This window comes from Streptococcus sp. AS14 (assembly GCF_000286495.1).
GTDB classification, from domain to species: domain Bacteria; phylum Bacillota; class Bacilli; order Lactobacillales; family Streptococcaceae; genus Streptococcus; species Streptococcus sanguinis_P.
Genome location: NZ_ALKI01000010.1, coordinates 1 through 19,169, shown reverse-complemented (window position 1 = coordinate 19,169; position 19,169 = coordinate 1). Strand labels below are relative to the sequence as shown.

Genomic DNA, 19,169 nt, shown 5'->3' with positions numbered 1-19,169 from the left:
TGCTTCCTAGTAAGCCTGATGGGCATCCATCATTTCCATAAACTCATCAAAGAGATAGTCTGCATCATGCGGTCCCGGCGCAGCATCTGGGTGGAACTGCACAGAAAAGGCAGGATAATCCCGATGGCGCACACCTTCGACAGACTTATCATTGATTTCTTCATGGGTCACAATCAGGCATTCCGGCAAATCCTCACGACTGACTGCATAGCCATGATTTTGACTGGTAAAGTCAACTCGGCCTGTCGCAATCTCACGTACCGCATGGTTGAAGCCACGGTGGCCGAACTTCATCTTATGCGTCTTGGCACCGTTAGCCATGGAGAAGAGCTGATGCCCCATACAGATTCCGAAAATTGGAATTTTGCCCTGAACACCACGAATCATGTCCAGAGCCTCCGGCACATCTTCCGGATTTCCCGGTCCATTGGACAGCATGACGCCGTCAGGATTGAGCTGGAGAATTTGCTCAGCACTGGTATCATAAGGTACTACTGTCACACTGCAGTTACGCTTGGCTAACTCCCGCAGGATAGAATGTTTCAGACCAAAGTCAACCAATACCACACTGCGACCCGTTCCCGGAGCTGGATAGGACTGCTTGGTAGACACCTGCTTGATGTTATCAGTTGGCAGAACTGTCGCCTGCAGCTGGTCTTGCAAATGCTCAATACTATCATCCGCATTGGCAATGGTTGCCCGCATGGTTCCATGCTGGCGGATAATCTTGGTTAGTGCCCTTGTATCAATTCCCGAAATGCCTGGTATCTTCTTGATTTTGAGGAACTCATCCAAAGACAATTGCTGGCGCCAATTGCTTGCACGACGTGCATACTCATAGACCACCACTCCCTTGCAGGTCGGCAGAATGGATTCATAGTCGTCCCGATTAACACCATAATTTCCAACCAAGGGATAGGTAAAGGTCAGAATCTGGCCGTTATAAGACTGGTCCGTAATCGATTCCTGATAACCTGTCATGCCTGTGTTAAAGACGATTTCGCCTGTCACAAAAAGATCCGCTCCAAAAGCTTCCCCTTCGAAAATCATGCCATTTTCTAATATTAAAAGTCTCTTTGCCATTGTTCCCTCCTGTCCAAGATGCAGACGCCCCCACGACCATCCACATAAGATATATAATAATAGGGAGTGGGATTGCTTCACACAGCTTCACCCACTCCCGGCCTACTGTCCGAGATTATTGACGGCCTTTCAGAACTGCTTCGATAATAGCCATTCTAACAAAGACGCCGTTGGTCATTTGTTCAACGATACGCGATTTTGGTGCTTCGACCAAATGATCCGCAATTTCTACATCACGGTTAACTGGAGCCGGATGCATCAGAATCGCCGTATCTTTCATACGGTCATAACGCTCTTGAGTCAGACCATGCAGTCTGTGGTAATTTTCTTTAGAAAAGATGGACTCGTAGTCATGGCGCTCATGCTGCACGCGCAGGAACATCATGACATCCACTTCTTCAATCACCTCATCAATAGTGACAAACTTACCATAGTCTGCAAACTCTTGGCTACGCCATTCTTCCGGACCTGCAAAGTAGAGCTCTGCACCCAAGCGCTTGAGAATCTGCATATTTGACTTAGCCACGCGCGAATGGTCCAAGTCACCAGCAATCGCAACCTTGAGGCCTTCAAAGCGACCAAACTCTTGATAAATGGTCATCAGATCCAGCAAGCTTTGGCTAGGATGCTGACCAGAACCGTCTCCTCCGTTAACAATAGAAGTCGTAATGGTTGGGCTTTCCACTAGCTCTTTGTAATAATCCACTTCCGGGTGGCGAATGACACAAACATCAACGCCAAGGGCAGACATGGTCAGGATAGTGTCATACAAGGTTTCTCCTTTATTGACCGAGCTGGTCTTGACATCAAAGTCCAGAAGATCGCAGCCTAACTTCAACTCCGCTACCTCAAATGCCTTGTGGGTCCGCGTAGAAGGCTCAAAGAAGAGGTTAGACACGATATGCTGCTCATCATAATGGACTTTAGCGCCATTTTTAAATTCGATTCCGCGTTTAATCAAGGCCATAACTTCTTCATTTGACAGAGTTTCCATAGAAACAAGGTTCTTAAGAGCGATTTGATTGGATGACATGATGTAATTCTCCTTTATGAAAGAATGAGGGCTTCCAGAGCGCTGCAAGTAAAGTCGCTCTGAGAGCAAGCTATTTTGAACGAAAGTTAATGATTTAGCACCTAGCTCAATCCTTGGGCTCAGGCAGGACAAGATAGAGTACAATTCCCAGAATAGTTGACAAGGCAACTCCTGAGATTTGCAGACCCGAGAGCTGCAAGGTCAGACCACCGATACCAGATACCAAGATGACACTGGCAATCAAGAGATTCTTTTTATTGTCAAAGTTGGTCTGTGCTTCAATCAGAATCTTGAGACCGCTCGAAGCAATTACCCCAAAGAGGGCGATGGAAATACCACCCAGCACAGGACTTGGAATGGATTGGAGCAATGCAGATACCTTGCCAACAAAACTCATGACAATAGCCAGCACTGCTGCGCCAGCAATGACATAGACACTGTAGATTTTATTGAGCGCCATAACTCCGATATTCTCTCCGTAGCTAGTCACCGGCGGTGCTCCGAAAAGCCCTGCAATAATCTGAGCCAGACCATCTCCGGTCAAGGTCTTGTCTAGACCTGGATCCTTGAAGAAGTCCTTACCTGTCAAGCTATTTAGTACCATGACATGCCCGAAGTGTTCTGTCATGGTTACAAAGGCGATAGGCGCCATGGTTAAAATCGCGCTAGGATAAAATTTCACATCGTAGTCCAAGAAAGGCAGACTCATAGGCGGAAGGTGGAACCAAGAAGCTTGCCCTACCTTGGCAAAAGACACAATTTCCTGCCCAGTCACGGCCCCTAGAATCAAGCTAAAGATGTAGCCGACTATCAGGCCTAGTAAGACTGGGATGATTCCCACAATCTTCTTACCATAGATATTAAAGAGGATGACTGCCAAGAGAGTGACCATTCCGATAATGAAGTAGGTCAAATCATAAACCTTTTCGCCATTAGCTACAGTCTTATTCATCACATCGCTAACAGCTGTCCCAGCCAAGCTCAGACCGATGACCATGATGATAGGCCCTACCACTACTGGCGGCAGCACCTTGTCAATCCAAGCATTACCAGCAAACTTGACAATCAGTGCTACGATGAAATAAACCAAACCACCGGTAATGGCTCCCTGAGCAACCGCTCCGATACCATCTGTCTTCATCAGCATCTGCATAGCTGCGATATAAGCAAAGCTGGATCCCATGTAAGCCGGAATCTTGTACTTGGTAACAGTCAGATGGGCCAGTGTCCCCAGACCGCTGGAAAAGAGGGCCACCGCTGGGTCAATCCCCACCAGAATCGGTACCAAGACTGTCGCCCCAAACATGGCGAACAAGTGCTGAAAGGATAGTCCTAAAAGCAAACCTGGCTTTGGCATATCATGCACATCATACTTAACATCTTGACTCATTTAGCTTATTACTCCCCCATAATCAACACGCGATCTTGACCGTCAGTTTCGGTCATCTCAACGATAATCTCCTCAGTTTGGCTAGTCGGAATGTTCTTGCCGACATAGTCTGCCCGAATGGGCAGTTCGCGGTGACCACGGTCTACCAAGACAGCCAGACCAACCCGAGAAGGCCGTCCATGACTGACCAGATTGTCAATAGCCGCTCGAATGGTCCGTCCAGTGTAGAGGACATCGTCGATTAGGATTACTTGACGGTCGGTAATATCTACTGGAATCACTGTCGTATCTTCCTCAACCTTGATATCATCTCGGAAAGGCTTGGTATCTACTTCTGCGACCGGAATATCAATATTCTCCAACTGAGCCAACCGCTTCTGAATGCGGTGTGCCAAGTGAACCCCGCGGGTCTTAATGCCAGCCAAGACTACTTGGTTCAAGTCCTTGTTGCGCTCGATGATTTCATAGGTAATCCGCGTAATCGCGCGATTCATGGTGATGTCATCGACAACTTCTTTTGTTTTCATTCTTTCCTCCTCAAACAACAGAAAAAGTCTCCTTATTACAAGGAGACTTCAGAAAAATCTAGTCAGGCAAGCTAAAACAAGACGCACTTGCTTACACTCCACCCATCTTTTTACTTGCTCCTTGTCTATCTCTCTGGATAGAATTAAAGGATTATTTAATTTTTTATACTATATCACAAATTCAAAACTATTTCAAGAAAAAAATTGTATTTTTTCTGTTTGACTGGATAAGGGTTAGTAATTAGCTTCTTTCTCTTCTTTTTCCTTATCTTTTGAATCCTTTTGATTTTCTTTATCTTCTGCTTGAGATGGCTCGTCTTTTAATTCAGGATTTTCAGTAGTTGGCACTTCTTCTGATGAAGGCTTAGAAGAGTTTTCTAGATTCTCAGCTTGACTGTTTAACTCTGCTTCAGGAGATCCAGCTGGATGCTCGCTATCATTAGAATCTCCTTGGCCGCTTGCTTGAGCTGAGGCTGGCTTATCGGATGATGGTTTCCCTTGGACATCTGCCTTATTAGGCTCACTTTCCTTAGGCGATTCCTTATTTTCTTCTTTTGGATCAGCTGGCTTATTATTGTCAATGCTGCCACCCTGAACATCTGGGAAATGCTGCGCCAAGGCTTTCGGAATTTTATTTTCATTCAATTCAAGCTCTGCTTTAGGGATGTGATTGTCGCTGACATTAATATAAGTCACCGTCTTATTTGGTTCCTGCAGCTCCAAGGTTGTGATTTTATTCTTGTTGACAGCCAGATTGTCTAAAGCCCTAAACTGATTAATTCCTTCCAAGTTTTTCAGCTCATTCTCACCCAAGTTTAAGTTCTTCAAGGAAGACTGAGCAGCTGGAATGTCCAAAGATGTAATCTTGTTTTGACTTGCGGACAAAGTTACTAAATTCTTAGCAGCTTCAACTCCTGCCAGCGAAGTCAGACGATTGCCATTTAGGCTTAGAGTTGTCAGATTTGGATTATCCTTCAGGAAGTTCAAGCTCTCAACATTGGAATTATCAGCTGTTAATTCTTCAAGTTTGGAAGCTTTGAGGGTATTGAGATTTAAGTTTGGATTATTGGATAAGAAAAGTCTTGTTAAATCTTCTTTTTGGCTCAGAGCAGAAACATCTTGTAGTTGATTATGCTCTAAACTTACCGCTTTTAATTTTGAAAGCTTGGTCAAAGCAGAAATATCAGAGATATTATTGTAGTCAAGGTTCAATGACTCCAGATTTTTCAACTCCGCCAGCGGTGAAATATCGGTAAGGTCATTTCCCGCTGCTGCGACTGTCTTGAGGTTTGGGTAATCCTTTAAGAAAGTTAAATCGGTGATGCCATTCTGGGAAATATCTAAACCTTCCAAGGTCGGAATCTCTTTTAAGAAATCATAGTTGGTAACGCCTGTCTTTGTCATCCATAGCTGTTTCAAATGCTTAAATTGCAGCACTGGTCTGATGTCCTTTATCGGAGTAAAGCCAATTCCCAGAACTTCAATATTCGGCATCAGTTCCAAGCCTTTTCTTTCAAGCGGATCTTTGCGCTGGCCTATATTTAGATATTTCACAGTTGCCAGCCAGGCTTTCATCTTTTCCTTATCCTTCTCATCTGATGGGAATGGGGTATCTGCCGTAGCATGTAAAATATCTTCAATGATCTCATCATCAAATCCTAGAGTTTTCAAGGTTGCCATACCAACTGCGTCATGAGCGTGTGGATTTCCATGAGGATCAAAAGGCTTGGTCGTATCAATCTCACTGACCAAGGTCGAATGGCTATGATCACCATGCGGATAGATAAATATCTTTCCTTTATCTGTATCGCTCACTTGAATCAGGCTTTCATCGATTCCTAATTGCTGAGCCAAATAGGCCTTTTTCTTGGCAACTTCTTCTTCCTTGTCTGATGGACTTGAAGTAGGTTCAGGTGCAGGAGCTGGTGCTGGTGAAGGCTGTGCTTGCCCTTGACGGCCATAGTAGGCATCTTCAGCAGCTTTTTTATGTTCTGCTGGAATCAATGACTCCCAAGGTGAAGCAATCAGCTGCTCATAGGGGATGAAATGAGTATGACCATTATGATCTGCCAGCAATCCAGAAGCTAACTTGCCAGTTACTCCGGTACCTTTAAATAAGAATCCATCACTTGTAGGATAATCAATCCCAGCAAACTGGCGTTTAGTTGTCCCTTGCTGCTGGGGAACAGACGGTCTAAGCGTTGGCTGATAAATATGTCCCGTAGGATTGCTAGAAGGTGTTGGACGATAGGTCGGTGCTTGTGCAAGATTCCCCACAGACTGTTTCAAAATATAATGGAAATGATCCCCGTGACGCACAACATAGCCGTATTGGTCTTCTGACACAATGTCTCTAGGATTAAAGACATAGCCATCATCAGCAGTGCTCATTTGATTTGCCAACTGAGGGGAGCCTGCAGGCACTTGCCCATCTTTTGGTATCAGATAGGCCCATTTACTATTCTTTAGATCAGAATAAAAAATAAAGTGCGTATGGCCATCATGCTCTAAAATCAAACCTTCACTAGTTCTAGCTTTAATTTGAGACTCGCTTTTGAAGAGAAAACCATCATCCGTCGGTTTATCAACACCAGGAACTTGTCCTTTTTTGGTCGCCTTACTTTTCTTCTTCACTTCTTGCTTGGTCTTCACCTTCTCTTGACTGCGTTCCTGTTGAGATGTCTGAGATTGACAAGCAGCCAAGCAAAGATTACAAGCTAAAATGATCCCAGCTAATCCTAACAGTTTCTGATTGTGTTTCATTCTTTCCTCCTTTTTGTTTAACCGGTTAATCATTAACTAGTTAACTATATCATACAAATCTGATATTGGCAAGAAAAAATCGAAGCAAAATAAAAAAACAGATAAAATCTGTTTTTCATCTACAAGTACCTGTCTCTAAGAAGTCTTCTTCTTTGAGAAAGAGATGGATTTTATCCGGTAAAAGATAAAACCAAAGATCAGGTAGGCTGCAAAGATAATCAGACACATCTGGATGACATAGGGCCAGCCTTTCTTAAAGACATTGAGGAAAAAGTAAGGAAATGGATTGTCCTTGGATCTTGGAATATCAATTTTCAAGAAAAAGCCATTAAAGAGAGCAAAGGCCATGTAGACCAAAGGCACACTCGTCCAAGAAATCGGATCAAACCAGCGGTACTGGCGCGACTTGTCAAAGATTACTGTATCCAGGAGAAAAGCCAAGGGGACTATATAATGGCAAAGAAAATTCTCTAGACGGTAAAAATCTGTCGCAATTGGGGCCAACAAGAGGTGATAAACGACACAAGTAATCATGATGGACATGGTCACCCCACCCTTGATTCGCAAGATTTTCGGCGTTTTCCAAGCATCGCCATGTCTCATCATCAGATAGACCAGATAGCCCGTAAAGAGCAGGACCAAGAGATTGGACAAAACTGTATAGTACATGAGCATGCCCACGCCATACTTAGTGATTTCCAGATACACACCCAAAAAGGCTAGGATAAAAAGAATAATTCGATAAATTAAGATAAAACGACGATTCATAGAGACCTCAAATTTTCTTAACAAACTCTGACTTGAGCTTCATCGCACCGAAGCCGTCAATCTTACAGTCAATATTATGATCGCCTTCCACAATGCGGATATTTTTCACGCGCGTTCCCTGCTTGAGATCCTTGGGTGCTCCTTTGACTTTCAAATCCTTAATCAAGGTAACTGTATCGCCATCAGCCAGCTTATTGCCATTAGCATCAATCGCTACTGGGCCTTCTTCTGCTTCTTGAACCTCAGCAGGATTCCACTCATAGGCGCATTCTGGACAAACCAAGAGCGTTCCATCTTCGTAGACATACTCTGAATTACATTTGGGGCAGTTTGGTAAGTTGTTCATTTTTTCTCCATTTCTAGTCAAGGCTACTAAATTCCCATACCAGCCTTCTATATATGATTAAGCTCTTCCTTCATTTTTCAAATCCAGCAGAACCCTAATCGATGTGAAGGTCAACTAAATCCTAAAAATCTAGTTTTCTCCTATTTCCACACCTTTCTAGTATAAGCTATTTTAAGCATTTTGACAAATCTCTTTGAGGATTTTTACAGGTCTTGACCTTTATACAAAAACAGTGTACTATACTAGTGTATATACAGATAAAAAGGAGTTACTATGAAACCAAGATCTAAAAATCAGTTTATGACACTGACCGCTTTTTTGACTGCACTAGCTATTGTTATCCCACTAGTTATGCCGATTAAAATTGTCATACCGCCCGCTTCCTTCACCTTAGCCAGCCATGTCGCTATTTTTTTGGCTATCTTTATTTCACCTCTCATGACGGTGATTGTTGTGATTGGCTCCACTATTGGATTTTTTATGTCTGGGCTTCCTTTTATCATCACGCTTAGAGCTCTGTCCCACTTGCTCTTCGGCAGCATCGGTGCTCTTTATCTGCAAAAGCACCCGGACACACTGGACAGCCAGAAGAAAACTTGGATATTTAATTTCCTACTAGCCTTGATTCATGCCTTTGGCGAAGTGGTCGTCTGCATCCTCTTTTACACAACGTCTGCCTATCCTACTAATGCTTTCTATATCTTATTTGGTCTGGTTGGACTTGGTACGATCATCCATAGTATGGTCGACTTTGTCATTGCTAAGTTCATCTATCAAGCGCTGAAAAGGATTCGCTAGAGCTTGAAGATTCCTGACTTTTGGTTTACAATGAAGCTATGACCAAGCAAAGACGAGAAGAACTATTAAACCTTTTGAAAACATCATCTGCTGCCCTCAACGGTCAGTCACTGGCGGAACATTTCCATGTGACCAGGCAGATTATCGTGCAAGATATTGCCCTCTTGCGGGCTGATGGTGCCCCCATCCTCTCAACCAATCGTGGCTATCTTTATAAAGACCGCCAAGAAAGCGCAGCTTTTCATCAGCTATTCAAGGTTCAGCATGGTGCTGAGGATATGGAGGCTGAGCTGCTGGCTATCGTGGACAATGGCGGCCGCATACAGACTATTTTGATTGAGCATCCAGTTTACGGCGAAATTCAGACTTACCTGAAGCTGACCTGCCGCCGAGATGTCCAGCATTTTCTCCAACAGGTCGCATCCTGTGCCTTTCGCCCCTTATCTGAACTGACAGATGGAGTCCACTATCACCTAGTACAAGCTGACTCCCAGCAGGATTTGGACTATGTAGAATCTGCCTTGAGAGACCTAGGATTTTTACAGGAATAAATAGCAAGAAAAAAAGACTGATTAGGCCCCAACCTAGTCAGTCTTTTTAGTACATACTCTTGCGCCAACCGGCTTCGATACGCTCATGATAGTAATATTCTGACAGTTCCTCATCTTCCATCATACGCAGGAGTTCTAACATATCGTAGGCCAAGTCCAGCTGTGGCAGGGTTTCCTTGTCTACCCAAGAGATCTCGCCCTCTTCTGTCGAATGAATCTGACCAGAATATTCAGTCGCTTTGTAACAAAAGACAATGTAGCGAATCCCCTCATCCGTATGCCAGTTCTTAACCCCAACCAATTTCGGATGAGAAATATTTAACCCTGTTTCCTCTAAAATCTCACGCACAACCGCATCGTGCAAAGATTCGTCCTTTTCAATATGACCACCCGGAAAAGCATATCCAGACCAAGGATAGCGCTCAGGAGAGCGATACTGCATTAGGACTTTACCTCGTGCCTTATCTTCGACAAGGCAGATGTTTGTTAGGATTGTTTTTTGGGAACGTGACATAAATTTTCTCACTTTCTAAGTTATTAAAACATATCTTCGTTGTATTTTACTTCTAACTTCATGATAAAGGGATTGATCAATTCATGATGTTCATAGGTACTATGGACCACAAAACCTCTGACAATGATGATTTCTTTATCTTGTATATGATAGTCTATATTGATGGGAATGGCTGGATCCGAGATAATTGACAAAGCAAAGAATGCCGAAAACCAAAGATAAAGCGCCACCAATCCACTGAATAATTGAAAAATAAGGTGATACCAGTGAAAATCTCTTGTACTAAAAAAGACTATCCAAGGATGGATAAAGAAGGTCAAACAAAGAATAAAAAACCAACTATTCCACAAAACTGGAGTAAAGGATAGACCAAAAGCTAACAAAATCAAATGAAGAATAACAAAGGTTAGCAAGGCCAGATAGAGTGTTATAAATGAAAATAACTTAGATAGATTTTCTTTGGTCATGTTTTTCCCTCTTTTTTTCATTATATTTTAAAATCAACATCGTTAACGCTGGAATGAAGAAAAAGATTAGATAGGTAGCAATTGGAAACCAAACATAGCGAGGATTCAAGTTCCACAATGGTGGCAGAAATCCCTCTCCGTCTTCTAATGCTATTCCTATAAAATAATGTAAAAGAAAAAGTAGACCATTAAGATAAAGAAAAACTTCTGAAAAACCTTTCAACGTGTTGAAGCCTTCTTCTCTTAGACTTCCAAACCAGGAATAATATGGAAGAGCAATCAAGAAAAACAAATTTATATACAAAGGGCTAACATATTTAAACTCTCGAAGCGGACCCGGAATTGACTTATTTCCAAATGTTAAAAATCCCACTCCAATCGCAACTATTATAAAGAATATATAACCTAAAAGAGCTTCTAATATCCAATGTTTTTCCAACCAAATACTAAATTTATTTCCCTGAGCTTTTACTTTTCTTTTGTTTTTAGTTTTCTTTTTGGTTTTACTTTTCATTCACCAACTCCACAATCTTCTGGAAAGTCTTGCCGTTTCGGATGGTTAGTTGCTTGTAAAAACTAGATTTGAGCAGTTTCTTATGGTAGTTGGATTTGAGATAGTCCGCTTGGTCAGCATTGCTATAAAAGAAAGCTGTCTGCCCGAAATGCAGCTGCTCCTTGTCATTCGCCCAACTGCCTGCTAACTCTTGAACGCTCTCCCTGTCTACCTCTGGCAGATAAAAGAGAACATCTCGCCGAAAGGCTGTTTCATCCTGCCACCAAGTAGGCAGATTGGCTGTTTCTTTTTGAAGCATGGCAGAGCTGACAAGGACAAAAGGCAGAGGGAAATCGTAAGACTGACTGAAATAAGCTGACAAGATCTCCCGAATCCTTTCCTCCTGCTCCTCGCTATCAAAGAAAAGATTGCCGCTATTAATGTAGGAAACCGGATTTTCAAAACCCAACCCAGCCAAATCTTTCTTCAAATCAGCCATAACGACCTTGTTTTTCCCGCCGACATTAATGCCACGGAGTAAAAGTGCATAACGCATGTGTGCTCCTTAAAAATATTTCTATTATTTCCAAACTAACTATTAGAGTTTTTCGAGTAGATCATCCGTTTTTCTTTCACGGCTTTTCCTAGGTCAATGACCTTTTCCTCGTCGTCAAAAACAAAACCCGTTTTTTCATAAAAGGCGATGGCACGTTTGTTATCTTCTAAAACCCATAACATAATCTCTTGATAACCATCCAAGACAGCAAAAGCAGCCTTCATTAACTGCTGTCCTATACCCTTGCCATAATAATCTTTTAAGACATACAAGGCGAAAATTTCACCAGCTATCCTAGCTGGATCTCGAAAATCACCGTAGCTAACAAAGCCGACCACTTTAGCACCATCCAAAGCGATCAAGGTATTTTCAGGATACTTTTGACTATAAAATCGGCACTTATCCAAAGTCATCTGCTCTTGAAATTCCGCAGGCAAAATCTCATCATAAGCTTCTCGCCATGTCTGCCAATGAACTCTGGATTTCCCTTCTATCTCCTCAGCTGTTTCCATTTTTTTGATAGTGATGACCATTTGCTTTCTCCTTTATATCCCTCAATCCATCGCCTTTATTTCCAGAATCATATCGCGAATCTGTGCGGCCAGTTCGAAGTCGAGGAGTCCGGCAGCTTCTTGCATCTGGCCTTCCAGTTTCTTGATCATGTCCTTGCGCTCCTGCTTGTTGAGGCTTTCGATTTCGACTGTTTCTTCCTTGTCTGGCAGGGCAGCCTTGGTCACACTGATTAGGTCGCGGATTTCTTTCTTGATGGTCTGCGGTACAATGCCATGCTCTTCATTATAAGTCATCTGGATTGCCCGACGGCGGGCCGTTTCATCAATAGCTCGCTGCATGGACTGTGTTATAGTGTCCGCATACATAATTACATGCCCTTCGCTGTTGCGGGCTGCCCTTCCGATGGTCTGGATAAGCCCACGTTCGTTGCGGAGGAAACCTTCCTTGTCTGCATCAAGGATCGCTACCAGACTAACCTCGGGAACGTCGATTCCCTCGCGCAGCAGGTTAATCCCAACCAGAACGTCAAAGACACCCAAGCGCAGGTCTCGAATAATCTCAGTCCGCTCCAAGGTCTTGATGTCCGAGTGCATGTACTTGACCTTGACACCCATTTCCTTGAAGTAGTCCGTCAAATCTTCTGCCATCTTCTTGGTCAGGGTTGTGATAAAGGTCCGCTCATTCTTCTCCGCACGCGCAGTAATTTCGCCCAAAAGATCATCAATTTGCCCCATGGTTGGACGGACTTCCACCTCTGGATCCAGAAGCCCTGTCGGCCGGATAATCTGCTCAATAACAGTATCCGTTTGTTCATTTTCATAGTCGCCTGGCGTAGCCGATACATAGACAATCTGGTGAACATGGCTTTCAAATTCTTCTCGGCGCAGCGGGCGGTTATCCAAGGCAGACGGCAGACGGAAGCCATAATTAACCAGCATCTCCTTACGAGAGCGGTCACCATTGTACATACCGCGAATCTGTCCCATGGTCATGTGACTCTCGTCAATCATAATCAAGAAGTCATCAGGGAAAAAGTCCAGAAGGGTATAAGGAGGCTCTCCTTCGCTTCGACCATCCATGTGGCGAGAATAGTTCTCAACTCCATTCGTATAGCCCATCTCGCGCAGCATTTCGATATCATACTCTGTGCGCTGCTTCAAGCGCTGAGCTTCCAGAAGCTTGCCTTCCTTCTCAAAGATAGCAAGCTGCTCCTCAAGCTCGGCCTGAATCTTAGCAATAGCTACTTCCATGTGGTCTTCATTGGTCACGAAGTGAGTAGCCGGGAATATGGCCAAATGGTCCACCTCACCCAAGACTCGACCTGTCAAAGCTTCAACCTCACGAATCCGGTCAATCTCATCTCCGAAAAACTCCACCCGAAAGGCATGCTCATCCCGAGAAGCTGGGAAAATCTCCACCACATCGCCTCGAACGCGGAATTTCCCCCGCTGAAAATCAATGTCATTGCGCTCAAACTGGATATCTACCAAATCATTGAGCAACTTGTCACGGGAAATCTCTAGTCCAGGACGCAGGCTTACCACGCTGTCGGAGTATTCCTTAGGCGAACCTAGACCATAGATACAAGAGACCGAAGCCACGACAATCACGTCATTGCGCTCCAAGAGAGCAGATGTCGCTGAGTGACGGAGCTTGTCAATCTCGTCATTGACCGAGCTATCCTTTTCAATATATGTATCGCTGGAAGGCACATAGGCCTCAGGCTGGTAGTAATCATAGTAGGAAACGAAGTATTCCACCGCGTTATTGGGGAAGAACTCCTTGAACTCACCATAAAGCTGGCCGGCCAGCGTTTTATTATGGGCGATAACCAGAGTCGGCTTGTTGACCTGAGCGATAACCTGACTCATGGTATAGGTCTTACCAGTACCAGTCGCTCCCATGAGAATCTGGGCTTTCTCGCCCCCTTCAATATTATCCACCAGCTGCTCAATAGCTTGGGGCTGGTCACCTGAAGGCTCGTACTTGGAAACCAATTCAAATTTATTATCTGTAATTCTGTTAATCATCTTTTATTCCTCAAATTGTGCTTCTATCATTTTACCATATTTGCCCTATTTTCTCTGGATTTGGGTGTAGGTAGAATGGCCACGCTTCTACCATCGTCTGTCCCTTGTCACACATCTCTTTAAAAGACATAAAAAATGCCCAGCTCAACTGGGCGAAATGGTTATTTCTTAAAAATCAGCTCCTGAGGCAGGCGATTTTCTTTCTTTAATGACCAGTAAAGATAGGCAATGCAGCCAATCAGGACGATACTGGCAAAAATAGATCCTTCAGCACCAAAGGCTCCACCAGACAGCAAATCCACAGAAGATTGCGAGCTATAGTTCAAGATAGAGGTAGATGCTCCTTGGCCACTGACCTGAATACCATAGATATTTCCTTGCACAAAATTCCAAGCGCCGTGCATACCAGCCAGTACCCACATATTGTCATACTTGAGCATAAGGAAACAAGCAAAGATACCGTCTAGTATGATATTGACAATAGAAAGAACGGACACACCAGGGTTAAAGAGGTGCAGTGCCCCGAATAGAGCACTAGAAATCAAGATACCAATGAAGATATTTGACTTAGCACTAACTGCTGGAAAGAGCCAACCACGCGTCACTAGCTCTTCTGTCCCACCTTGGAGAATCCAGAAAGGAATGATAGCTAGGACAAAAATCAAAGACTGTAAGTTCACCTGACCTAATTTCAGACTGCCTGTCCCCGTTACCAAGAGCAAGACAACAACCAGTGAAAACTGAACGGCTCCAATAAGGAAGCCTTTAAGGAGATTTTTGAACCAGTCTTGTTTATAAAATCCCAAACTAGAAAAAGGACGCTTCTCACGATACCGAACCCAGAGGAAAACTGCTAGGGCGATAAAGAAGAAACCAGCTAGCTGAAAAAAGACCGTATAGTGACTAATGGCTGCCATTGCTTCTGTCCGATTAATCGTCGGATCTGCAAAGCCAAACAAGAGTCCAACAATGATACCAATTGGCAACATTCCGACAAAACTTAAAATTCCTCCTCCATAAACAAAACCAATAGCAATCAAGATAGCCAACCAAACCGGCGGAATATAACGCGATTGCTTGATAGCATCCAACATACGAGATTTAAACATATAATTATTCCTTTCCTTGTTTTAATTTATTATAGCATATTATTTTAGGGTGAGCAAAAGAGAACCGTTCGGACAGTTATTGTGTCTTTCCCACTATCTCTGTCAAGCTACCGTCTTTTTTCATCTTTAGAAGCAAATAGAGGACAGCCAGCAAGAGAATGAGCGAGCTGAAAATAGAAGCTTCAGCGCCGAAAGCTCCACCAGTCAGCCATCTCGAGTCCGTCTTAGGGATAAAGTTCAATGCTGCCGCGTCCACACCAGTACCACTAACGGTGAAACCATAGATATTGCCTTGGCTAAAGTTCCAAGCAGTATGAAGTCCTATAATCCGCCAGACATTGTCCGTCCAGAGCAGATAGAGACTTGCAAAGAGCCCAAATAAAGCAATGTTAACAATGGGGAGAATACCAATATCTGGATTGCCTAGGTGCAAGAGGGCAAAGAGCAGGCTTGAAGTCAGCAAACCGATGGGGAGGTTGGTCTTTTTGACAGCAACTGGCAGCAGCCAAGCGCGTGTCACTAACTCTTCTGCCCCGCCCTGAATCATCCAAAGCGGAAGCAAAATCAAGATATAGAGGAAAGGCCCCATCGTCAGCTGTCCCCATTCGAAAGAGCCAGCTCCGCTCAACAGCATAAGCAGAGCGACTAGACTAAAGAGGAGAGAACCTACTGCCAGTCCTTTGACTAGCTCCACCAAGCTTCCTTTTTTAACAAAGCCCAGAGTCGAGAGCGGTCGTCCTTCAGCCCAGCGCACCCAAAGAAAGAGAGCCAGTATCATAAATACAAAGCCAAATAAGAGAAAAGGCAGAGCAAAATTGAAGAAGATTTCAAAGAATCCGCCTTGCCCCAAGAAACCTAGCATAAGACTAAGCACAGCAGAAATTGACTCCAAAGCCCAATAAGCTAACTGCTGTCCTCCTTGCACAAAAATAACAGCAAGTAAAAGAGACAAAATATAAGGAGGGACAAAGCGAGCTTGATTGACTCCGTCCAAGATACGTGATTTTTTCATAAGAACCTCATTCTAATCTTGCTTTCATTCATTTCCAGTATAGCAGACTTTACTTTAAGTACAAAGAAAAGTTGCGGTTCTTCTTACAAAAAATACAGAGTTCATATGTCAGAAAACCTAACATAAAAACAGGAGAAATTTGCCTAATCAGTGATTTTTTGCTATAATGCTAGAATGCTAAAAAGGAGGAAGAAAATGAAGAAAAAATTCTTAGCAGTTTTGCTAACATTATTTCCATTTTTTGCGTTAGGGGCAACAGCCCAGGCAGATACGGTCAAAATCGTATCCGATACTGCTTACGCACCATTTGAATTTAAAGATTCTGATCAGACTTACAAGGGGATTGACGTTGATATCATCAACAAGGTCGCAGAAATCAAGGGTTGGGACATCGATATGAGCTTCCCGGGCTTTGATGCAGCTGTCAATGCAGTCCAAGCTGGCCAGGCGGATGCCATCATGGCTGGTATGACCAAGACAAGCGAGCGCGAAAAAGTCTTTACCATGTCTGATACTTACTACGACACGAAGGTCGTTATCGCAACGACCAAGGCAAACACCATCAGCAAATATGAACAGCTGAAAGGAAAGAAAGTCGGTGTCAAAACTGGAACAGCTGCCCAACGCTTCCTTGAGAAAAACAAGGATAAGTACGGCTTCACTCTCAAAACCTTTGACACGGGTGACTTGATGTATAATAGCCTTTCTGCTGGTGATGTCGATGCAGTGATGGACGATCAGCCGGTCATTGAGTATGCCATCAATCAAGGCCAAAACCTGAAAATTTCTATGAAGGGTGAGGCTGTTGGAAGCTTTGCTTTCGGTGTCAAAAAAGGCAGCAAGCACGAGCACTTAGTTACTGAGTTTAACGAAGCTTTGGCGCAGATGAAGGAAGACGGCAGTCTGGATGAAATCATCAATAAATGGACGGCTTCTAAAGGCAGCTCTGACTCCGCCGTCCCAGAGACTTCTACTCCTGCCGGTCAAAAAGCTACTTCGACAAAAGACAAATATATCATTGCCAGCGACTCATCTTTTGCTCCTTTTGTCTTCCAAGATGACAGCAACCAATACACTGGGATTGACATGGAGCTGATTAAGGCTATTGCCAAAGACCAAGGCTTTACTGTGGAAGTAACCAACCCTGGCTTTGATGCAGCTATTAATAGCGTTCAGACCGGTCAGGCTGACGGAATTATCGCCGGTATGTCTGTCACAGATGCCCGCAAGAAAACTTTTGACTATTCCGATCCTTACTACACAGCCAACTCTATCTTGGCAGTCAAGGACAGCAGCAATATCAAGTCCTACGAGGAACTCAAGGGCAAGACAGTCGGTGTCAAAACTGGTACCGCTTCTCAGACTTTCCTTGAGGAAAACAAGAGCAAGTACGGCTACTCTATCAAAACTTTCTCTGATGCAGCTTCAATGTATGACAGCCTCAATACTGGCTCTGTCGCAGCTGTGATGGATGATGAGCCCGTTGTCAAATACGCCATCAAACAAGGCAAGAAACTTAAAACACCTATCGAAGGTACACCAAGCGGTCAAGTCGCTTTCGCAGTCAAAAAAGGCAGCAATCCTGAGCTGATTGAGATGTTTAACAATGGACTGGCCAACCTGAAAGAAAGCGGCAAATACCAAGAGATTTTAGACAAGTATCTGGCTAGCGAGGAAAAGGAATCCACTGTAGATGAGTCCACTATTTGGGGCTTGCTGCAAAACAACTACCAAGAACTTCTTAAAGGTCTGGGAGTGACAATTGCTTTGGCTCTGATTTCATTTGCGATTGCTATGGTCATCGGGATTATCTTTGGTATGTTCAGCGTCAGCCCTTATAAACCGCTACGCTGGATTGCAGAAATCTTTGTCGATGTCATTCGTGGTATTCCACTGATGATTGTGGCAGCCTTTATCTTCTGGGGTATTCCTAACCTAATCGAATCTATGACTGGTCAACAAAGCCCAATCAATGCTTTCGTCGCAGGAACTATCGCCCTCTCTCTCAATGCCGGCGCCTATATCGCTGAAATTGTCCGTGGAGGTATCCAGGCAGTTCCAGTTGGACAGATGGAAGCCAGCCGCAGCTTGGGGATTTCCTACTCCAAGACCATGCGCAAGATTATCCTGCCACAGGCAACCAAGATTATGCTACCAAACTTTGTTAATCAGTTTGTCATTGCGCTCAAGGATACAACGATTGTCTCAGCTATTGGACTGGCCGAGCTCTTCAAAACGGGTAAGGACATCATCGCTCGCAACTATCAGAGTTTCCGGATGTATGCTATCCTAGCCGTGCTCTATCTCATCATTATCACGCTCTTGACCCGCTTGGCAAAACGCTTAGAAAAGAGGATTAAGTAATGGCAAAATTAAAAATCGATGTGAACGATCTTCATAAATACTACGGGGAAAACGAAGTCCTAAAGGGGATTACTGCTAAATTCTACGAGGGAGATGTGGTCTGTATCATCGGCCCTTCTGGATCTGGTAAGTCAACCTTCCTGCGCAGTCTCAACCTGCTAGAGGAAGTGACCAGCGGAACCATCACGGTTGATGGCTTTGATCTGACAGACAAGAAGACTGACGTGGATCTGGTCCGAGAAAATATCGGTATGGTCTTCCAGCACTTCAACCTCTTCCCGCACATGACTGTTCTGGAAAATATCACCTTTGCTCCTGTTGAGCACAAGCGCTTGACCCAATCCGAAGCAGATAAGCTGGGCATGGAGCTCTTGGAAAAGGTCGGCTTAGCTGATAAGGCAGATGCTAGTCCAGACAGCCTGTCCGGCGGTCAAAAGCAGCGGGTGGCAATTGCTCGCGGTCTGGCCATGAATCCAGACATCATGCTCTTTGACGAACCTACTTCTGCCCTTGACCCTGAAATGGTCGGCGATGTTCTCAACGTTATGAAGGATCTGGCCCAGCAAGGTATGACCATGCTGATTGTGACCCATGAGATGGGCTTTGCCCGTCAGGTAGCCAACCGCGTTATCTTTACCGCTGACGGTGAATTCCTAGAAGACGGCAAGCCTGACCAAATCTTTGACAATCCACAGCATCCACGTCTCAAAGACTTCTTGGACAAGGTGTTAAATGTATAAAACCAAACGAAGAGCCGGCTTATATTGAACCGCACCCCAAAAGTTAGACAGAAAAAATCTAACTTTTGGGGTGTTTTTAAATGAAATTAACTTATGAGGATAAAGTTCGAAT

General features: G+C 44.0%; 19 protein-coding genes. 4 read left to right on the top strand and 15 right to left on the bottom strand.

The window, feature by feature from the left end:
- Positions 1–6: 6 nt before the first annotated feature.
- The 7 genes from HMPREF1150_RS07690 to HMPREF1150_RS07720 all read right to left on the bottom strand — a co-directional run bounded on the left by HMPREF1150_RS07690 (position 7) and on the right by HMPREF1150_RS07720 (position 7,910).
- The gene (locus HMPREF1150_RS07690) at positions 7–1,083 is read right to left on the bottom strand and encodes a carbamoyl phosphate synthase small subunit (RefSeq protein ID WP_009659482.1); all 1,077 of its coding nucleotides are present in this window, start codon (positions 1,081–1,083) and stop codon (positions 7–9) included.
- A gap of 115 nt (positions 1,084–1,198) precedes the next feature.
- The gene (locus tag HMPREF1150_RS07695; protein WP_002895276.1) at positions 1,199–2,116 is read right to left on the bottom strand and encodes an aspartate carbamoyltransferase catalytic subunit; all 918 of its coding nucleotides are present in this window, start codon (positions 2,114–2,116) and stop codon (positions 1,199–1,201) included.
- A gap of 106 nt (positions 2,117–2,222) precedes the next feature.
- Complete coding sequence (locus tag HMPREF1150_RS07700) at positions 2,223–3,506, bottom strand: uracil-xanthine permease family protein (protein ID WP_002906386.1); 1,284 nt, start codon at positions 3,504–3,506, stop codon at positions 2,223–2,225.
- Between the two features lie 8 nt (positions 3,507–3,514).
- Positions 3,515–4,033, bottom strand: a complete 519-nt coding sequence (pyrR, locus tag HMPREF1150_RS07705; protein ID WP_002904664.1) for a bifunctional pyr operon transcriptional regulator/uracil phosphoribosyltransferase PyrR — start codon at positions 4,031–4,033, stop codon at positions 3,515–3,517.
- 234 nt (positions 4,034–4,267) lie between these two features.
- A complete protein-coding gene (locus tag HMPREF1150_RS07710; protein WP_009659497.1) occupies positions 4,268–6,796 on the bottom strand; it encodes a pneumococcal-type histidine triad protein in 2,529 nt (842 codons plus the stop codon).
- A 135-nt stretch (positions 6,797–6,931) separates the two neighbouring features.
- A complete protein-coding gene (locus HMPREF1150_RS07715) occupies positions 6,932–7,564 on the bottom strand; it encodes a Pr6Pr family membrane protein (protein ID WP_009659514.1) in 633 nt (210 codons plus the stop codon).
- A gap of 7 nt (positions 7,565–7,571) precedes the next feature.
- Entirely contained in the window at positions 7,572–7,910 is a 339-nt protein-coding gene (locus tag HMPREF1150_RS07720; RefSeq protein WP_002897401.1) for a zinc ribbon domain-containing protein YjdM, read from the bottom strand.
- Positions 7,911–8,183: 273 nt separating this feature from the next.
- Between HMPREF1150_RS07720 and HMPREF1150_RS07725 the strand changes: the two genes are divergently transcribed.
- Positions 8,184–8,708 (top strand): ECF transporter S component, encoded by a 525-nt coding sequence (locus HMPREF1150_RS07725; protein WP_009659512.1) that lies wholly within the window; start codon positions 8,184–8,186, stop codon positions 8,706–8,708.
- Positions 8,709–8,728: 20 nt separating this feature from the next.
- Positions 8,729–9,259: a transcription repressor NadR gene (locus tag HMPREF1150_RS07730; protein ID WP_009659513.1), complete on the top strand. Its 531-nt coding sequence runs from the start codon at positions 8,729–8,731 to the stop codon at positions 9,257–9,259.
- A gap of 46 nt (positions 9,260–9,305) precedes the next feature.
- Here the strand turns inward: HMPREF1150_RS07730 and HMPREF1150_RS07735 are convergent, their stop codons facing one another.
- The 8 genes from HMPREF1150_RS07735 to HMPREF1150_RS07765 form a co-directional block, all read right to left on the bottom strand.
- Positions 9,306–9,773, bottom strand: coding sequence for an 8-oxo-dGTP diphosphatase (locus tag HMPREF1150_RS07735; RefSeq protein ID WP_032905405.1), 468 nt, complete (start codon positions 9,771–9,773; stop codon positions 9,306–9,308).
- A gap of 23 nt (positions 9,774–9,796) precedes the next feature.
- Positions 9,797–10,240, bottom strand: coding sequence for a hypothetical protein (locus tag HMPREF1150_RS07740; RefSeq protein ID WP_009659500.1), 444 nt, complete (start codon positions 10,238–10,240; stop codon positions 9,797–9,799).
- The gene (locus HMPREF1150_RS0111150) at positions 10,218–10,754 is read right to left on the bottom strand and encodes a hypothetical protein (protein ID WP_032905404.1); all 537 of its coding nucleotides are present in this window, start codon (positions 10,752–10,754) and stop codon (positions 10,218–10,220) included. The genes HMPREF1150_RS07740 and HMPREF1150_RS0111150 overlap by 23 nt, the downstream gene beginning before the upstream one ends.
- Positions 10,744–11,289 carry a DUF1697 domain-containing protein gene (locus HMPREF1150_RS07745; protein ID WP_009659504.1) on the bottom strand — a complete coding sequence of 182 codons (546 nt, stop codon included), beginning with the start codon at positions 11,287–11,289 and terminating at the stop codon, positions 10,744–10,746. Before HMPREF1150_RS07745 ends, HMPREF1150_RS0111150 begins: the two co-directional genes overlap by 11 nt.
- 35 nt (positions 11,290–11,324) lie before the next feature.
- A complete protein-coding gene (locus HMPREF1150_RS07750) occupies positions 11,325–11,822 on the bottom strand; it encodes a GNAT family N-acetyltransferase (RefSeq protein ID WP_009659502.1) in 498 nt (165 codons plus the stop codon).
- Between the two features lie 21 nt (positions 11,823–11,843).
- Entirely contained in the window at positions 11,844–13,832 is a 1,989-nt protein-coding gene (gene uvrB, locus HMPREF1150_RS07755) for an excinuclease ABC subunit UvrB (protein ID WP_009659508.1), read from the bottom strand.
- Positions 13,833–13,993: 161 nt separating this feature from the next.
- Positions 13,994–14,941, bottom strand: a complete 948-nt coding sequence (locus HMPREF1150_RS07760) for a CPBP family intramembrane glutamic endopeptidase (protein WP_009659499.1) — start codon at positions 14,939–14,941, stop codon at positions 13,994–13,996.
- Positions 14,942–15,017: 76 nt separating this feature from the next.
- Positions 15,018–15,953 carry a CPBP family intramembrane glutamic endopeptidase gene (locus tag HMPREF1150_RS07765; RefSeq protein WP_009659511.1) on the bottom strand — a complete coding sequence of 312 codons (936 nt, stop codon included), beginning with the start codon at positions 15,951–15,953 and terminating at the stop codon, positions 15,018–15,020.
- Positions 15,954–16,148: 195 nt separating this feature from the next.
- Here HMPREF1150_RS07765 and HMPREF1150_RS07770 point away from each other — a divergent pair, with 195 nt between their 5' ends.
- Together HMPREF1150_RS07770 and HMPREF1150_RS07775 are read left to right on the top strand one after the other, a co-directional pair.
- Positions 16,149–18,317 carry an ABC transporter substrate-binding protein/permease gene (locus HMPREF1150_RS07770; protein WP_009659495.1) on the top strand — a complete coding sequence of 723 codons (2,169 nt, stop codon included), beginning with the start codon at positions 16,149–16,151 and terminating at the stop codon, positions 18,315–18,317.
- Entirely contained in the window at positions 18,317–19,057 is a 741-nt protein-coding gene (locus tag HMPREF1150_RS07775; RefSeq protein WP_002904679.1) for an amino acid ABC transporter ATP-binding protein, read from the top strand. Before HMPREF1150_RS07770 ends, HMPREF1150_RS07775 begins: the two co-directional genes overlap by 1 nt.
- Positions 19,058–19,169 lie beyond the last annotated feature (112 nt).

Bases quoted from the DNA above. Each gene is read 5' to 3' on its own strand.
- HMPREF1150_RS07725 (WP_009659512.1), top strand. From the start codon at position 8,184: ATGAAACCAAGATCTAAAAATCAGTTTATGACACTGACCGCTTTTTTG.
- pyrR (WP_002904664.1), bottom strand. From the start codon at position 4,033: ATGAAAACAAAAGAAGTTGTCGATGACATCACCATGAATCGCGCGATT.
- HMPREF1150_RS07720 (WP_002897401.1), bottom strand. From the start codon at position 7,910: ATGAACAACTTACCAAACTGCCCCAAATGTAATTCAGAGTATGTCTAC.
- HMPREF1150_RS07745 (WP_009659504.1), bottom strand. From the start codon at position 11,289: ATGCGTTATGCACTTTTACTCCGTGGCATTAATGTCGGCGGGAAAAAC.
- HMPREF1150_RS07735 (WP_032905405.1), bottom strand. From the start codon at position 9,773: ATGTCACGTTCCCAAAAAACAATCCTAACAAACATCTGCCTTGTCGAA.
- HMPREF1150_RS07765 (WP_009659511.1), bottom strand. From the start codon at position 15,953: ATGAAAAAATCACGTATCTTGGACGGAGTCAATCAAGCTCGCTTTGTC.
- HMPREF1150_RS07715 (WP_009659514.1), bottom strand. From the start codon at position 7,564: ATGAATCGTCGTTTTATCTTAATTTATCGAATTATTCTTTTTATCCTA.
- HMPREF1150_RS0111150 (WP_032905404.1), bottom strand. From the start codon at position 10,754: ATGAAAAGTAAAACCAAAAAGAAAACTAAAAACAAAAGAAAAGTAAAA.
- HMPREF1150_RS07770 (WP_009659495.1), top strand. From the start codon at position 16,149: ATGAAGAAAAAATTCTTAGCAGTTTTGCTAACATTATTTCCATTTTTT.
- HMPREF1150_RS07690 (WP_009659482.1), bottom strand. From the start codon at position 1,083: ATGGCAAAGAGACTTTTAATATTAGAAAATGGCATGATTTTCGAAGGG.
- HMPREF1150_RS07750 (WP_009659502.1), bottom strand. From the start codon at position 11,822: ATGGTCATCACTATCAAAAAAATGGAAACAGCTGAGGAGATAGAAGGG.
- HMPREF1150_RS07700 (WP_002906386.1), bottom strand. From the start codon at position 3,506: ATGAGTCAAGATGTTAAGTATGATGTGCATGATATGCCAAAGCCAGGT.
- HMPREF1150_RS07740 (WP_009659500.1), bottom strand. From the start codon at position 10,240: ATGACCAAAGAAAATCTATCTAAGTTATTTTCATTTATAACACTCTAT.
- HMPREF1150_RS07695 (WP_002895276.1), bottom strand. From the start codon at position 2,116: ATGTCATCCAATCAAATCGCTCTTAAGAACCTTGTTTCTATGGAAACT.
- uvrB (WP_009659508.1), bottom strand. From the start codon at position 13,832: ATGATTAACAGAATTACAGATAATAAATTTGAATTGGTTTCCAAGTAC.
- HMPREF1150_RS07760 (WP_009659499.1), bottom strand. From the start codon at position 14,941: ATGTTTAAATCTCGTATGTTGGATGCTATCAAGCAATCGCGTTATATT.
- HMPREF1150_RS07710 (WP_009659497.1), bottom strand. From the start codon at position 6,796: ATGAAACACAATCAGAAACTGTTAGGATTAGCTGGGATCATTTTAGCT.
- HMPREF1150_RS07775 (WP_002904679.1), top strand. From the start codon at position 18,317: ATGGCAAAATTAAAAATCGATGTGAACGATCTTCATAAATACTACGGG.